The 15,709-nt window shown below is 63.5% G+C and carries 13 protein-coding genes and 1 pseudogene; 13 read left to right on the top strand and 1 reads right to left on the bottom strand.

The window, feature by feature from the left end:
• Positions 1-175 (bottom strand): annotated as a pseudogene (locus tag DLM46_RS40430) (threonine ammonia-lyase, biosynthetic); the annotation flags it as partial.
• Positions 176-636: 461 nt separating this feature from the next.
• On the opposite strand from DLM46_RS40430, the gene DLM46_RS21575 reads away from it, so the two are divergent.
• The 13 genes from DLM46_RS21575 to clsB all read left to right on the top strand — a co-directional run bounded on the left by DLM46_RS21575 (position 637) and on the right by clsB (position 15,645).
• A complete protein-coding gene (locus tag DLM46_RS21575) occupies positions 637-4,725 on the top strand; it encodes a DUF3683 domain-containing protein (protein ID WP_115103654.1) in 4,089 nt (1,362 codons plus the stop codon).
• 34 nt (positions 4,726-4,759) lie between these two features.
• Complete coding sequence (locus DLM46_RS21580) at positions 4,760-5,188, top strand: HIT family protein (protein WP_115103657.1); 429 nt, start codon at positions 4,760-4,762, stop codon at positions 5,186-5,188.
• 84 nt (positions 5,189-5,272) lie between these two features.
• On the top strand, positions 5,273-5,686 hold the full coding sequence (locus DLM46_RS21585) for a gamma-butyrobetaine hydroxylase family protein (protein WP_115103659.1): 414 nt from the start codon (positions 5,273-5,275) through the stop codon (positions 5,684-5,686).
• A 67-nt stretch (positions 5,687-5,753) separates the two neighbouring features.
• Positions 5,754-6,485, top strand: a complete 732-nt coding sequence (gene ubiE / locus DLM46_RS21590) for a bifunctional demethylmenaquinone methyltransferase/2-methoxy-6-polyprenyl-1,4-benzoquinol methylase UbiE (RefSeq protein WP_115103662.1) — start codon at positions 5,754-5,756, stop codon at positions 6,483-6,485.
• Between the two features lie 38 nt (positions 6,486-6,523).
• Positions 6,524-7,522, top strand: a complete 999-nt coding sequence (locus DLM46_RS21595) for a Tim44 domain-containing protein (protein ID WP_115103664.1) — start codon at positions 6,524-6,526, stop codon at positions 7,520-7,522.
• A gap of 131 nt (positions 7,523-7,653) precedes the next feature.
• The gene (locus DLM46_RS21600) at positions 7,654-8,298 is read left to right on the top strand and encodes a ubiquinone biosynthesis accessory factor UbiJ (RefSeq protein ID WP_115103666.1); all 645 of its coding nucleotides are present in this window, start codon (positions 7,654-7,656) and stop codon (positions 8,296-8,298) included.
• Positions 8,299-8,313: 15 nt separating this feature from the next.
• On the top strand, positions 8,314-9,891 hold the full coding sequence (gene ubiB, locus DLM46_RS21605) for a ubiquinone biosynthesis regulatory protein kinase UbiB (protein WP_115103668.1): 1,578 nt from the start codon (positions 8,314-8,316) through the stop codon (positions 9,889-9,891).
• Positions 9,892-9,914: 23 nt separating this feature from the next.
• Positions 9,915-10,538: a class I SAM-dependent methyltransferase gene (locus tag DLM46_RS21610; protein WP_115103671.1), complete on the top strand. Its 624-nt coding sequence runs from the start codon at positions 9,915-9,917 to the stop codon at positions 10,536-10,538.
• A 170-nt stretch (positions 10,539-10,708) separates the two neighbouring features.
• On the top strand, positions 10,709-11,098 hold the full coding sequence (locus tag DLM46_RS21615) for an FmdB family zinc ribbon protein (RefSeq protein ID WP_115103673.1): 390 nt from the start codon (positions 10,709-10,711) through the stop codon (positions 11,096-11,098).
• Between the two features lie 75 nt (positions 11,099-11,173).
• On the top strand, positions 11,174-11,827 hold the full coding sequence (locus tag DLM46_RS21620; protein WP_115103676.1) for a DUF502 domain-containing protein: 654 nt from the start codon (positions 11,174-11,176) through the stop codon (positions 11,825-11,827).
• A 76-nt stretch (positions 11,828-11,903) separates the two neighbouring features.
• Positions 11,904-13,703 carry an aspartate--tRNA ligase gene (gene aspS, locus DLM46_RS21625; RefSeq protein ID WP_115103678.1) on the top strand — a complete coding sequence of 600 codons (1,800 nt, stop codon included), beginning with the start codon at positions 11,904-11,906 and terminating at the stop codon, positions 13,701-13,703.
• Positions 13,704-13,879: 176 nt separating this feature from the next.
• The gene (gene nudB, locus DLM46_RS21630) at positions 13,880-14,389 is read left to right on the top strand and encodes a dihydroneopterin triphosphate diphosphatase (protein ID WP_115103929.1); all 510 of its coding nucleotides are present in this window, start codon (positions 13,880-13,882) and stop codon (positions 14,387-14,389) included.
• On the top strand, positions 14,386-15,645 hold the full coding sequence (gene clsB, locus DLM46_RS21635; RefSeq protein ID WP_115103681.1) for a cardiolipin synthase ClsB: 1,260 nt from the start codon (positions 14,386-14,388) through the stop codon (positions 15,643-15,645). Before nudB ends, clsB begins: the two co-directional genes overlap by 4 nt.
• Positions 15,646-15,709 lie beyond the last annotated feature (64 nt).

Genomic DNA, 15,709 nt, shown 5'->3' on the forward strand with positions numbered 1-15,709 from the left:
TGTCCTCGCGCTTCAGATAGACGGGATTGCGCAGGCGGGCCGACAGATTCGGCGCGCGTTCGAGTTCGGTCTCGCGCGCCACGTCGTAGACGCGTGCGGTCAGGGTTTTCTTCAGGTAGTCGTGGGAAGCCATGCGGGTGGCGCGGTGCGCTCTGTGAGACGGGAAAAGGCCAATGATAGCGCCAACGGTGCGCGCTCTGGCCTTCAGCGTGTCTCCCTGGGCCGCTCCAAAGGGCCTGCCCGACCGTTCGGTCGGTAAATTTCCCGCATGGCGGCGACCGGACGATTCGCGACGAATCCGCGAAAAGCCCTTCGCAGCCCGGATTTCAGGCGTCAACGCGCAGGTGGATCATGCGGTAGAATTTCATTTTGGAATAAGGATCGGAAGATGCACTGGCAGCCTCGGATCGCCCATTTGATGCCCGCCCCGCGTGAGTCTCGCCCCGCGGCGGAGCGTCACCTCCGGCACGCCCGATCGTGTAGCTGTCTCTGAGCGCCGCGAAGCGACCGATGTGGGTAGACCGTCGGTTGCGCTTCGCTCCACTAGAAAAAATTTCCAGCATTGCGCGCCACGCGCACCGTCAGCCAGCGCCTCACCGATGAGCGTGCCTGGTTGACCCACCGAGTCGTCCGAACATGAACGCACCTCAAGTTTTCGATCCGCACGGGGCCGCCACTGCGGTGGCCGCCGATCCTGAAGCGCGTCTGCGCGAAATCCCCTATAACTACACGTCGTTTTCCGACCGCGAAATCGTTATCCGTCTGCTCGGCGACGAAGCCTGGGCGGTTCTGGCCGAACTGCGCGCGGAACGCCGCACCGGCCGCTCGGCGCGGATGCTGTATGAAGTGCTCGGCGATATCTGGGTGGTGCGCCGCAATCCTTACCTGCAAGACGACCTGCTCGACAACCCGAAGCGCCGCGCGCTGCTGATCGAGGCGCTGCACCACCGTCTGTCCGAGATCGAGAAGCGCCGCCGCGCCGATCTGGTCGAGCACGGCGACGCAGCGGGCGTCGACCGGGCTGCCCGCGTCGAAACCCTGGTCGTGGCCGCGCGCCGCGCCGTCGACGATTTCGAGAGCGAATTCCAGAAGACAGCCGATCTGCGCCGCCGCGCGACCAAGGTGCTGGGCCGCGTCACCGAAAAAGACAACATCAAGTTCGACGGCTTGTCCCGCGTCTCGCATGTGACCGACGCGACCGACTGGCGCGTCGAGTACCCGTTCGTCGTGCTGACGCCGGATACCGAAGAAGAGATCGCCGGCATGATCAAGGCGTGCTTCGAACTCGGTTTGACCGTGATTCCGCGCGGAGGCGGCACCGGCTACACGGGCGGCGCGGTGCCGCTCACGCCGTTCGCGGCCGTCATCAACACCGAAAAGCTAGAACAGCTCGGCGCGGTCGAATTGACCGTGCTGCCGGGTGTCGATCGTAAAGTGCCGACGATTTTCTCCGGCGCGGGCGTCGTCACGCGCCGCGTCACCGAAGCGGCCGAGCAGGCCGGCTACGTGTTCGCGGTCGATCCGACGTCGCTCGACGCGTCCTGCGTCGGCGGCAACGTTGCGATGAACGCGGGCGGCAAGAAGGCCGTGCTGTGGGGCACCGCGCTCGACAACCTCGCCTGGTGGCGCATGGTCGACCCGGAAGGGAACTGGCTCGAAGTCACCCGTCTGGACCACAACCTCGGCAAGATCCACGACATCGAAGTCGCGCGTTTCGAGCTGAAATGGTTCGACGGCAACTACGCGCCGGGCGAGAAGCTGCTGCGCACCGAATCGCTCGACATCAAGGGTCGCGTGTTCCGCAAGGAAGGCCTCGGCAAGGACGTCACCGACAAATTCCTCGCCGGCCTGCCGGGCGTGCAGAAAGAAGGCTGCGACGGGCTGATCACGTCCGCACGGTGGGTGCTGCACAAGATGCCGGCGCATACGCGCACGGTCTGCCTCGAATTCTTCGGCCAGGCGCGTGAGGCGATTCCGAGCATCGTCGAAATCAAGGATTACCTGTTCGAAACGTCGAAGCAGGGCGGCGCGATTCTCGCCGGTCTCGAACATCTGGACGAGCGCTATCTGCGCGCGGTCGGCTACGCGACCAAGAGCAAGCGCAATGCGTTTCCGAAGATGGTGCTGATCGGCGACATCGTCGGCGACGATGCGGACGCGGTCGCGCAGGCCACCTCGGAAGTCGTGCGGATGGCCAACGGCAAGAGCGGCGAAGGTTTCGTCGCGGTCAACGCCGAGGCGCGCAAGCGTTTCTGGCTCGACCGCAGCCGCACCGCCGCGATCGCCAAGCACACCAACGCGTTCAAGATCAACGAAGACGTGGTGATCCCGCTCGACCGGATGGGCGAGTACACCGACGGCATCGAGCGCATCAATATCGAACTGTCGATCAAGAACAAGCTGCAACTGGTCGACGCGCTCGAAGCGTTCTTCAAGAGCGGCAAGCTGCTCGAGTTGGCCAAGGCGGGCAAGAGCGATGACGCCAATGAAATCCCAAGCGCAGAGTTGCTCGAAGATCGCGTGCAACAGGCGCTCGATCTGCTGAAGAAGGTGCGCACACGCTGGGAATTCCTGCGCGACAAGCTCGATCTGTCCTTGCGCGAGGCGCAGCATTACCTGGTCGGCCTCGGCTACGAAGGGCTGGCGGAGAAGTTCGCCGATCGCGTCGACGCGCAGCCGGATGCGACCGTGTTCCATATCACGCAAGACCGTACGGTGCGCGTGTCGTGGAAGGCCGAGATCCGGGCTGAGTTGCGGCAGATCTTCAACGGCGGCGAGTTCAAGCCGATCCTCGACGAAGCCCAGGCGATCCACAAGCAGGTGCTGCGCGGCCGTGTGTTCGTCGCTCTGCACATGCACGCGGGCGACGGCAACGTGCACACGAACCTGCCGGTCAACTCCGACAACTACGAGATGCTGCAGGACGCCCACACGGCGGTCGCACGCATCATGAAGCTGGCGCGTTCGCTCGACGGCGTGATTTCCGGCGAGCACGGCATCGGTATTACGAAACTCGAATTCCTTACCGAAGACGAGATCGGCGAATTCCGCGCTTACAAGCAGCGCGTCGATCCGCATGGTCGCTTCAACGCGGGCAAGCTGCTCGAAGGCGCCGACCTGCGCAACGCCTACACGCCGAGCTTCGGCCTGATGGGTTACGAATCGCTGATCATGCAGCAGTCCGATATCGGCGCGATCGCCGATTCGATCAAGGACTGTTTGCGCTGCGGCAAGTGCAAGCCGGTCTGCGCGACCCACGTGCCGCGCGCCAACCTGCTGTACAGCCCGCGCAACAAGATTCTCGCCACGTCCCTGCTGGTCGAGGCGTTCCTGTACGAAGAGCAAACCCGCCGCGGCGTGTCGATCAAGCACTGGGACGAGTTCAACGACGTCGCCGATCACTGCACCGTCTGTCACAAGTGCGTGACGCCGTGCCCGGTGAAGATCGACTTCGGCGACGTGACGATGAACATGCGCAACCTGCTGCGCAAGATGGGCAAGAAGAAGTTCAACCCGGGCAACGCGGCCGGCATGTTCTTCCTCAACGCCACCAATCCGCAGACCATCAACCTCGCGCGCACCGCGATGATGGGCATCGGCTATAAGGCGCAGCGCCTCGGCAACGACGTGCTGAAGAAGTTCGCGAAGAAGCAGACGGCGCACCCGCCGGCCACCGTCGGCAAGCCGGTGGTCACGCAGCAGGTGATCCACTTCATGAACAAGAAGATGCCGGGCAATCTGCCGAAGAAAACCGCGCGCGCGTTGCTCGACATCGAGGACAACAAGATCGTCCCGATCATCCGCAATCCGAAGACGACCACCGCCGACACGGAAGCGGTGTTCTACTTCCCGGGCTGCGGCTCCGAGCGGCTGTTCTCGCAAGTGGGTCTGGCTACGCAAGCGATGCTGTGGGAGGCGGGCGTGCAAACCGTGCTGCCGCCGGGTTATCTGTGCTGCGGCTATCCGCAGCGCGGTTCGGGCCAGTTCGACAAGGCCGAGCAGATCGTCACGGATAACCGGGTGCTGTTCCACCGTGTCGCGAATACGCTGAATTACCTCGACATCAAGACGGTGGTGGTGTCGTGCGGCACGTGCTACGACCAGCTCGCCGGCTACGAATTCGAGAAGATCTTCCCAGGTTGCCGGATCATCGATATCCACGAGTTTCTGCTGGAGAAAGGCATCAAGCTCGAAGGCGTGAACGGTGTGCGCTACATGTATCACGACCCGTGCCACACGCCGATCAAGACGATGGACCCGGTCAAGCTCGTCAATGAACTGATGGGCTCGGAAAAAGACGGCTACAGGATCGAGAAGAACGATCGCTGCTGTGGCGAATCCGGCACACTCGCGGTGACTCGTCCCGACATTTCGACGCAGGTCCGCTTCCGCAAGGAAGAGGAGATCCGCAAGGGTGCGGCGAAGCTGCGGGCTATTCCGCCGGGCGGCGCTCCGCTGGGCGCCGCGGGGGCGGACGCGATCGATCGGGGCAATGGTTCGGCCGGTGCGGCCGGCGCCGTGGGTACGCCGAACGGCGCCGCCGACGTGAAGATCCTGACGAGCTGCCCGTCCTGCCTGCAAGGCCTGTCGCGCTACAACGAAGACGCGGGCACCGAGGCGGACTACATCGTCGTCGAGATGGCGCGTCACGTGCTCGGCGAGAACTGGATGGCGGATTACGTCCAGCGGGCGAACAATGGCGGAATCGAGCGCGTGCTGGTTTAATGGCGCCACTGACGATTTCTGCCTGGGGACGACGATGGACTGTGTTTTTTGCCGCGAAGATGGCGGCGACGTGCTGTGGCAGGACGACACCTTGCGTGTCGTCCTCGCCGACGAACACGATTACCCGGGCTTCTGCCGGGTGATCTGGAGCAAGCATGTGGCCGAGTTTTCCGACCTTGCCGGAAGCGACCGCGATCGCGTGATGAAGGCCGTGTATGCGGTCGAGCGCGCGATGCGGCGCATCATGCAGCCGGTCAAAGTGAATCTGGCGAGCCTCGGCAACCAGGTGCCGCATGTGCATTGGCATGTGATTCCGCGCTTTTCGAACGACGCGCATTTCCCGTTGCCGATCTGGGCGCCGCGTCAACGCACGGTATCCGAAGCGATGCTGTCGTCGCGCCGCGCGCAGGCTACCTTGTTGCGCGACGCGGTTCGCCAGGAAATCGAACAAGCTCTTGGCTGAGCGCCCCTAACCTGTCGCTTCGCGCCAGGCCCTCCGAGGGGGGCGAAAACCTGGAGCGGCCCGGCGTTTTCTTATGAGGCCATCATGAGCGGACTGACCCCCGATACCCCGGTGCCGACCGGGGTGGTCGTGCACTCCAAATCTCGCGTGCTCGAATTGCAGTACGCAAACGGCGAAACGTATCGCTTGCCGTTCGAACTGCTGCGCGTGTATTCGCCGTCGGCGGACGTGCAGGGACACGGGCCCGGCCAGGAAACCTTGCAGACCGGCAAGCGCGACGTGACGATCACGACGATCGAAGGCGTCGGCAACTATGCGTTGCAGCCGACGTTCTCCGACGGCCACGCCACCGGCATTTATTCCTGGGACCTGCTGTACGACATGGCAGTCCGTCAGGAGGAACTCTGGCGCGCCTATCTCGCCAAACTGGAAGCGGCCGGCGTCGACCGCGATGCGCCCATGATTCCATCCGGTGCTGCGCACGGGCATTGTCACTGATACGATTCGCCCTGATCGCCGCACTGATGCGGCGCAACATTTCAGAATACGCGAAAGGACGAGCGCGATGAGCAAAACCCACTTCGGCTTTCAATCAGTCGATGAACAGGAAAAAGCGCAGAAAGTGGCGGGCGTATTCCACTCGGTCGCCGCTAACTACGACTTGATGAACGACCTGATGTCGGGCGGGTTGCACCGGGCGTGGAAGATGTTCACGATCGCCCAGGCCAACGTGCGGCCGGGCTTCAAGGTGCTCGATATCGCGGGCGGAACCGGCGATCTGTCCAAGGCGTTCGCGAAGCAGGCCGGGGCAAGCGGGGAAGTCTGGCACACCGACATCAACGAATCGATGCTGCGCGTGGGCCGCGACCGGCTGCTGGACAAGGGCATCGTCACCCCGGCGTTGCTGTGCGACGCCGAAAAAATCCCCTTTCCGGACAATTACTTCGATGTAGTCACTGTGGCATTCGGCTTGCGCAACATGACGCACAAGGACGTGGCGCTCGCCGAAATGCGCCGGGTGCTGAAGCCGGCCGGCCGTCTGCTGGTGCTGGAATTCTCGAAGGTGTGGGATCCGCTCAAGAAGGTCTACGACGTCTATTCGTTCAAGGTTTTGCCGTGGCTCGGCGACCGTTTTGCGAAGGATGCCGAGAGTTACCGTTACCTCGCGGAATCGATCCGGATGCATCCGGACCAGGAAACTTTAAAAACAATGATGGAACAAGCGGGTCTCGACGGCGTCAAATATTACAATTTGTCAGCTGGCGTGGTAGCTTTACATGTGGGGACCAAATACTAGGGTCCCTAACCCATCGATTTTTAAAGGAAAGTACGAAAATGTCCGATTCAGGTGCGTTATCTCCCCGTAAGCTTTCGAGGTCGTTGGTGAGAAGAATCGGACTGATCGCGATGGTCGGTCTGATCATGGCCGGCTCTCTCGCCTCGCTCGATGCGGAAGCCCGCCGCATGGGCGGCGGCCGCAGCATCGGCCGTCAGTCGAATACGGCTCAGCAGCAATATCAGTCGACCCCGACTCAACCTTCCCAAAGCAATCAGGCCATGCAGCAGCGCGCCCAACCGGCGCCGGCTCCTGCACCCACGCCGGCCGCGCAGCCTAACCGCTCGCGCTGGCTCGGACCGATCGCCGGTCTCGCCGCCGGCCTCGGCATCGCCGCGCTTCTGTCGCACTTCGGTCTTGGCGGCGCGTTTGCCGGCGCCATGGCCAACCTCATCGTGATCGCCGCGATCGCGATGATCGGCATCTGGCTGATCCGCCGTTTCATGGGCCGCAAGCGCGACTCGGCGCAACCGGCGTACGCGGGCGGCGCGCCGTCGCTGAACGCGGGCGGCACCGGCTACTCGCAGGAACCGCGCTACAACGCACCGCCCACCGGCTCGTATCTCGAACCGCAAGGCAGCCCGCTGACCGCGCCGTCCATCAATGCCGTGCCCGCCGTGCCCGCCGGCTTCGATTCGGAAGCGTTCCTGCGTAACGCCAAGGTGTACTTCGTGCGCCTGCAAGCCGCGTGGGATGTCGGCAACATGGACGACATCCGCGAATTCACCACGCCGGAGATGTTCGCCGAGGTGAAGGTCGATTTGTCGTCGCGCGGCGCGGAGCCGAACCAGACGGACGTGGTGCAACTGAACGCGGAGTTGCTCGGCGTCGAAGAGCGCGTGAACGAATACTTCGCCAGCGTGCGCTTCTCCGGCTTGATCCGTGAATCGGCCGGCGCGGCGGCCGAACCGTTCGTCGAAGTCTGGAATCTGTCGAAGTCGAACCGTGCCGGCGAAGGCTGGCTGCTGGCTGGCATTCAGCAGGTGTCGCAGCACTAAGACAGCACTGCTCGTCCTGACTTCGCACAAAGCATTGGCCGTTCGGCATAGCAAGCCGCGAAGCGAACGGACGTTACAATAGGAACCCGCGCGGGCAACTCGCCCGCGCGGGTTTTTTCTTGCCACTTTCAATGACCCTCGCCGCCAAGCCCTTCGCTGCTGCCGTCAATCATCTGCTCGCCCGCGAATCGTGGGCTCGTGAGCGCCTCGCCCCGTACGCGGGAAAAACCGCCAGACTGTCGTGTCCGCCGGTCGTGCTGATGCTGGTGGTGCAACCCGATGGCTACCTGAGCGCGATCGGCGCTACCGAGGCGCCGCAGTTCGACGTGACTATCGCGGTGCCGTCGGATGCGCTGCCGGCCCTCGTGCAAGGCGGCCAGGCCGCCGTGATGAAGCACGTGAAGATCGAAGGTGACGCCGAATTCGCCACCGTGATCGCGAAGCTCGCCGAGCATCTGCGCTGGGAGCCGGAAGAGGATCTCGCAAAGCTGATCGGGGATGGTCCGGCATGGCGGGTGGCGTCGGTCGTGCGCTCGGTTGGCGAACATGCGCGGCGCACCGGTCGCAACCTGCTCGATACGGCCGCTGAATATCTGCTCGACGAGAATCCGCAATTGGTGCGGCGCGCCGCGCTCGACGATTTCAACATCGAACTGGCACGTGCCCGCGATGCTTTGGCGCGCGTCGAAAAGCGCCTCGAGCGCCTTGAACAGAAGGTCGAAGCCCGCGGCGCCGGTGCGTCGGGCGGCGCCGCCACGTTGCGCGGCACGCGCTAGTCACCGGGCTCCACTATGCGTTTTCTGCGTTTCCTCAAGATTTTTTTCACCGTCATTCGCTTCGGTCTCGATGAGATGATGCTTGGCCGCATCAACGACCGGCGCGTGCGTTTGCTGCTGCGCATCACCACGATCGGCCGCAAGTTCGACGAACCGCCGGGCGTGCGGCTGCGGCTGGCGCTTGAAAGCCTGGGGCCGATCTTCGTCAAGTTCGGCCAGGTGCTGTCCACCCGGCGCGATCTGCTGCCGGTCGATATCGCCAACGAGCTTGCCAAGCTCCAGGATCAGGTGCCGCCGTTCGACTCGGCGGTGGCGATCGGATTGGTCGAGAAGTCGCTCGGCGCGCCCGTCGACGAGCTGTTCGACGACTTCGAGCGCGTGCCGGTAGCGAGCGCGTCGATTGCGCAGGTGCACTTCGCGAAGGTGAAGACCGGCCAGCATGCGGGCAAGGCCGTCGCCGTCAAGGTGCTGCGGCCAAACATGCTGCCGGTGATCGATTCCGATCTCGCGCTTCTGCGCGACATCGCCGTGTGGGCCGAGCGCCTGTGGGCCGACGGCAAGCGCCTGAAGCCGCGCGAGGTGGTCGCCGAGTTCGACAAATATCTGCACGACGAACTCGACCTGATGCGCGAGGCGGCCAACGGCAGCCAGTTGCGCCGCAACTTCGTCGGGCTCGATCTGCTGCTGGTGCCGGAAATGTACTGGGAGTTCTGTACGCCCACGGTGCTGGTGATGGAGCGGATGGTCGGCGTGCCGATCAGCCAGGTGGACACGCTGCGCGCGGCGGGCGTCGACATTCCGAAGCTGGCGCGCGAAGGTGTCGAGATATTCTTCACCCAGGTGTTCCGCGACGGCTTTTTTCATGCCGACATGCACCCGGGCAACATTCAGGTGAGCCTCGATCCGGCGCATTTCGGCCGCTATATCGCGCTCGATTTCGGCATCATCGGCGCACTGTCGGATTTCGATAAGAACTACCTCGCGCAGAACTTCCTCGCGTTCTTCAAGCGCGACTATCATCGCGTCGCCACACTGCATCTGGAGTCTGGCTGGGTGCCGCCGAGCACGCGCGTCGAAGAACTGGAAAGCGCGATTCGTGCGGTCTGTGAGCCGTATTTCGACCGCGCGCTGAAGGATATTTCGCTCGGGCAGGTGCTGATGCGCCTGTTCTCAACGTCGCGCCGCTTTAACGTCGAGATCCAGCCGCAGCTGGTGCTGCTGCAGAAAACCATGCTGAACGTGGAGGGGCTCGGACGCTCGCTCGATCCGGAGCTGGATCTGTGGAAGACCGCCAAGCCGTATCTCGAACGCTGGATGAACGAGCAGATCGGTGTGCGCGGCTGGTACGAGCGGCTGAAGATCGAGGCGCCGCAGTGGAGCAAGACACTGCCGCAGCTGCCGCGTCTGATTCATCACGTGCTGGCCGAGCGTCACGACAGCACTCGCGGCGCGAACGACGACATGATTCAGCAGATTCTGCTTGAACAAAAACGTACCAACCGGCTATTGCAAGGGCTGCTGTTGTTCGGCGTGGCAGTCGGGGTGGGCGCGGTGCTGGCGCGGGCGTTTCTGGCGTTCGCTTACGGCGGCTGACGTCGATCCCTACGAGGTACCCGATGAGCGACCCGAACCAACCTTCCGCACCTGACTTCGCCAGCCGCGATCCCAACTCGCCGGACTTCTGGGACGAGCGCTTCGAACGCCATTACACGCCGTGGGATCAGGCCGGGGTGCCGGCGGCGTTCCGGTCGTTCGCCGAGCGGCATGGCCGCATGGCCGTGTTGATTCCGGGCTGCGGCAGCGCTTACGAGGCGCTCTGGTTGATCGAGCACGGTAGCCCGGTCCGTGCGTTCGATTTTTCGCCGGCCGCCGTTGCGGCAGCACGTGAGCAATTGGGCGCGAAGCACGCGGATCTGGTCGAACAGGCGGACTTTTTCACGTACCAGCCGCCGTTCGCGCCGGCATGGATTTATGAGCGCGCGTTCCTTTGCGCGCTGCCGTTGGCGCGCCGTGCAGACTACGCGCAGCGGATGGCCGAACTGCTGCCTGGCGGCGCGCTGCTGGCGGGTTTTTTCTTCATCGGCGAGACGCCCAAAGGACCGCCGTTCGGTATCGCGCGCGCCGAGCTCGACGCGCTGCTCACACCGTACTTCGATTTGATCGAAGACGAAGCCGTGACCGATTCGATCGCCGTGTTTGCCGGACGCGAGCGCTGGCTGACGTGGCGCCGCCGCGGCTGAGGGCAGCGCCGGCGCGTGCCCGGCGGACTTGATTCGGTGTTGGTTGCCCCCATTTGGCACGGCGGCGGCTGTATCGGGCGCTCGCCCGGGAAATCCGGGGGTGAGCTGCCGTTTGCGGCTATAATTCAAGGCTTTGCAAGCGTTTACAAGATTTCAGTAGGGAAAGGATCATGCCGATCTACGCTTATCGTTGCGAATCGTGCGGCTTCGGGAAGGATGTGCTTCAGAAGATGAGCGACCCCCAGTTGACGCAGTGTCCCGAGTGCGGGAAAGACACCTTTCGCAAGCAGGTGACCGCCGCTGGCTTTCAGCTGAAGGGCTCGGGCTGGTACGTCACCGATTTTCGCGGTGGTAATGGCGGCACGGGCGCGCCGGCTAAGCCCGACGCGAATGGCGGTTCGAATGCGGGCGAGAACAGCGCGTCGGCGAATGACGGTGCCGCGAAATCCGACACCGGTTCGGCCAGCAGCCCGGCAGCAGCCGCAACGCCGGCCGCGCCTGCTGCCGCACCGGCCGCTTCGGCCGCTTCCGCAGCCTCGAGCGGTTCGGGCAGCGTCTAGCAGGACTGCCGCCCTCACGGCGGCGCACACATCCGCGCAGCGGGCTCTCGCGCGCGCGGCTTTCTGGCGGTACACATGACGACGAAAAAAACGACGCTCAAATCGGTGTTCCTGACTGGCCTGCTGGTGCTGGTGCCTCTGGCTATCACACTGTGGGTGCTCGGCCTGATCATCGGCACAATGGACCAGACGCTGTTGCTGCTGCCGCGTTCGTGGCAGCCGGAGCGTGTCTTCGGCTTCCGCCTGCCGGGTCTCGGCGCGGTGCTGACCCTCGCGTTCATCTTTGTCGTTGGGCTGTTGACGCAGAATTTCATCGGGCAGAAGCTCGTGAAGTGGTGGGAGGTCGTGGTCGCGCACATTCCGGTGGTCGGCCCGATCTACACCAGCGTCAAGCAGGTGTCCGACACGTTGCTTTCGAGCAGCGGCAACGCGTTTCGCAAGGCGCTGCTGATCGAGTATCCGCGCCGCGGGTCCTATACGATCGCGTTTCTGACCGGCATTCCGGGCGGCGACGTGGTCAATCACCTGAAAGAAGACTGCGTCAGCGTGTACGTGCCGACCACGCCGAATCCGACCTCCGGCTTCTTCCTGATGGTGCCGAGGAGCGAAGTGATCGAGCTCGACATGACGGTCGACGCTGCGCTCAAGTACATCGTCTCGATGGGCGTCGTGGCGCCGTCCGCGCCGCCGGCGCTGGTGCGCCGCACGACAGTCGAGCCTCCGCTGTAATGCCGGCGCGCAATGTTTCACGCAGTGTTCAACTGCCGCGCGCCGTTCAACCAATGCAAAACGAAAGACAAACATCATGTCGATGAGATCTGAATACTGCGGTCTGGTGACCGAAGAACTGCTGGGCCAAACCGTCTCGCTGTGCGGCTGGGTAAGCCGCCGCCGCGACCATGGCGGCGTCATCTTCATCGACCTGCGCGATCGCGAAGGCCTCGTTCAGGTCGTCTGCGATCCGGATCGCGCGGAAATGTTCAAGGCCGCCGAAGGCGTGCGCAACGAGTTCTGCCTGCAGATCAAGGGCGTGGTGCGCAGCCGTCCGGAAGGCACGACGAACGCCGCGCTGAAGAGCGGCAAGATCGAAGTGCTGTGTCACGAGCTGATCGTGCTGAACGCATCGATCACGCCGCCGTTCCAGCTTGACGACGACAACCTGTCGGAAACCACGCGTCTCACCCATCGTGTGCTCGATCTGCGCCGTCCGCAGATGCAGCACAACCTGCGTCTGCGTTACCGCGTCGCGATCGAAGTGCGCAAGTATCTGGACGCGCAAGGCTTCATCGACATCGAAACGCCGATGCTCACCAAGAGCACGCCGGAAGGCGCCCGCGACTACCTCGTGCCGTCGCGTACCAACGCCGGCCAGTTCTTCGCGCTGCCGCAATCGCCGCAGCTGTTCAAGCAACTGCTGATGGTGGCGAACTTCGATCGCTACTACCAGATCGTCAAGTGCTTCCGCGACGAAGACCTGCGCGCCGACCGTCAGCCGGAATTCACGCAGATCGACTGCGAAACCTCGTTCCTGTCGGAACAGGAAATCCGCGATCTGTTCGAAGCGATGATCCGTCACGTGTTCAAGGAAACGATCGGCGTCACGCTGGACGAGAAATTCCCGGTCATGCTGTATTCGGAAGCAATGCGCCGCTTCGGTTCGGACAAGCCGGACCTGCGCGTGAAGCTCGAATTCACGGACCTGACGGATGCAGTCAAGGACGTTGACTTCAAGGTGTTCAGCACGCCGGCCAACACGAAGGACGGCCGCGTCGCAGCGATCCGCGTGCCGAAGGGCGGCGAGCTCTCGCGTGGCGATATCGACAGCTACACGGAATTCGTGCGCATCTACGGCGCGAAAGGTCTGGCGTGGATCAAGGTCAACGAAGTTGCGAAGGGCCGTGACGGTCTGCAAAGCCCGATCGTCAAGAACCTGCACGACGAAGCGGTCAAGGCGATCATCGAGCGCACCGGCGCGCAAGACGGCGACATCATTTTCTTCGCGGCGGATCGCGCGAAGGTGGTGAACGACAGCCTGGGCGCGCTGCGTCTGAAGATCGGCCATTCGGAATTCGGCAAGGCCAACGGTCTGGTCGAATCCGGCTGGAAGCCGCTGTGGGTGGTTGACTTCCCGATGTTCGAATACGACGAGGAAGACAACCGCTACGTCGCCGCGCATCACCCGTTCACGAGCCCGAAGGACGAGCATCTCGAGTATCTGGAAACGGATCCGGCGCGCTGCCTCGCGAAGGCCTACGACATGGTGCTGAACGGCTGGGAAATCGGCGGCGGTTCGGTGCGTATTCACCGTGAAGAAGTGCAGAGCAAGGTGTTCCGCGCGCTGAAGATCGGCGCGGAAGAAGCGCAAGCCAAGTTCGGCTTCCTGCTCGACGCGCTGCAATACGGTGCGCCGCCGCACGGCGGTATCGCATTCGGTCTGGACCGCATCGTCACAATGATGGCCGGCGCCGATTCGATCCGCGACGTGATCGCGTTCCCGAAGACGCAACGTGCGCAGTGTCTGCTCACGCAGGCGCCGAGCGAAGTGGACGAGCGCCAGCTGCGCGAGTTGCACATCCGTCTGCGTACGCCGGAACCGAAGGCGTAACGTATTTGACGGTCGGGCAAGCCAACGCTGTCTGAAAACGACAGCGTGTCGGCGAAAGAGCAAAACGGAAAAGGCGCGTGATGCGCCTTTTTCGTTTTTTGCGTTACAGTCGAAGCAACTGCTTTCGACCGTCAACCGACATGTACCGCGCAAGCGCTGCGCCCAGTTTTCACGCCATGCCGAAACCGCCGAAGATCCCGCAATCCGTACTCGTCATCATTCATACGCCCGCGCTCGAGGTGCTGCTGATCGAGCGCGCCGACCACGAAGGCTTCTGGCAGTCGGTGACGGGTTCCAAAGACCATCTGGACGAGCCGCTCGCCGAAGCCGCGGCGCGCGAAGTCGCCGAGGAAACCGGCATCGTGGTCGGCAGCGCACTGGTGCCGCATAGCGCGCTCTTCGATTGGCAATATCAGATCGAATACGAGATCTATCCCGAGTTCCGTCACCGCTATGCCGAAGGCGTGATCCATAACACCGAGCATTGGTTCAGTCTGCAAGTGCCCGGGCAGCTCGAAGTGACGCTCGCGCCGCGCGAGCACACCGCGTTCCTGTGGCTGCCGTATGAAGAGGCGGCGTCGCGCTGTTTTTCGTCGTCGAATGCCGATGCGATCCTGCAGTTGCCGAAGCGGCTGAACGAGTGCCCGAAAGAGCTCGATGGGCGCTTGAAGGAGCGTGCCCGGTGAGCGTCGGGGGCGCGCGCCGTTTCGCGCGACTCCGGCAAGCCCTGCTTGGCCGCCGCTACTGGCAGCGCTACCGCTTCACTAGCGGCAATGACATCAAGCTGCTGCGCTCCGGCGACGAGTTCTTCGCCGCGCTGAGCGCGCGTATCGACGCGGCGCAGACCGACGTCGTTCTCGAAACCTATATTTTCTGCGACGACAGCGCCGGCCGTGCCGTCAGCGCGGCGTTGCTGCGCGCCGCAGCGCGTGGCGTGACGGTGCGCGTGATCACCGACGGCATCGGCACCGAACGCTTGCCGATGTTCAACGAATGGCCGGCGGCCGGCGTCGAGCATCGCATCTACAACCCGCATCTGTTCGGCCGCTTCGGCTTCTCGCGCACGCACCGCAAACTGGCGGTGGTGGACGATCAGTTCGCGTATTGCGGCGGCATCAACATCGTCGACGACTATGAGAACAACGGTGAGAAGCTGCCCTACCGGCGTTGGGACTTCGCAGTCGAGTTGCACGGGCCGGTGGTCGCCGATATCCGCCAGGCCTTCGAGCTGCAATGGCGGCGGATTCGCCTTGGGCATCGGCCGCTGGAATCCCTGGCGCCCGATCTCGGGCCGAAGTCGTACGCGTCGCTCGGCACGCTGCGCCGGCGGCGCCGCAACCGCAACGAGGCGCTGTGGGCGGGCGGTCAGCCGTGCGTGGCCTTCGTCGCGCGCGACAACCTGATCAACCGGCGCGCCATCGAAAAAGCCTACCTGACCGCAATCGGCCAGGCGCGCAGCGAAGTGCTGCTGGCCAATCCCTACTTCATGCCGGGCCGCAAGCTGCGGCGCGCGTTGGTCTTCGCGGCGCGGCGCGGCGTCGATGTGAAGCTGATCATCGGGCGCAAGGAGTTTGCCGCGCTCGATTACGCGGTGCCGTTCCTGTATCGTGCGCTGCTCAAAGCAGGCGTGAAGATCGCCGAGTACGAGAAAACCATGCTGCACGGCAAGGTCGCGGTGGTGGATTCGAATTGGGCCACCGTCGGCTCGTCGAACCTCGACGCGCTGAGCCTGGTGCTCAACAACGAAGCCAATGTGGTGCTGGTGAACGACCCGCAGATCGGCGCGCTGCGTGAAGCGATCCTCGTGGCGTTCCGGGAATCGCGCCGGATCGATGAGGCGCGCTACGAGGCCCGCCCGGGCGGGGAGCGGCTCCTGAACTGGCTCGCGTACACAACCTACCGGGCCGTGATGAAGCTGCTGACGGTGGGCGGTTATGACTAGCGCCTTCTCTTCTCTCACATAAGTGCAAGGGCGCGGCGTCAATCGAAGGACGGAAAGAGGGCAA

Source organism: Paraburkholderia lacunae, from assembly GCF_003353175.1.
GTDB classification, from domain to species: Bacteria; Pseudomonadota; Gammaproteobacteria; order Burkholderiales; family Burkholderiaceae; genus Paraburkholderia; species Paraburkholderia lacunae.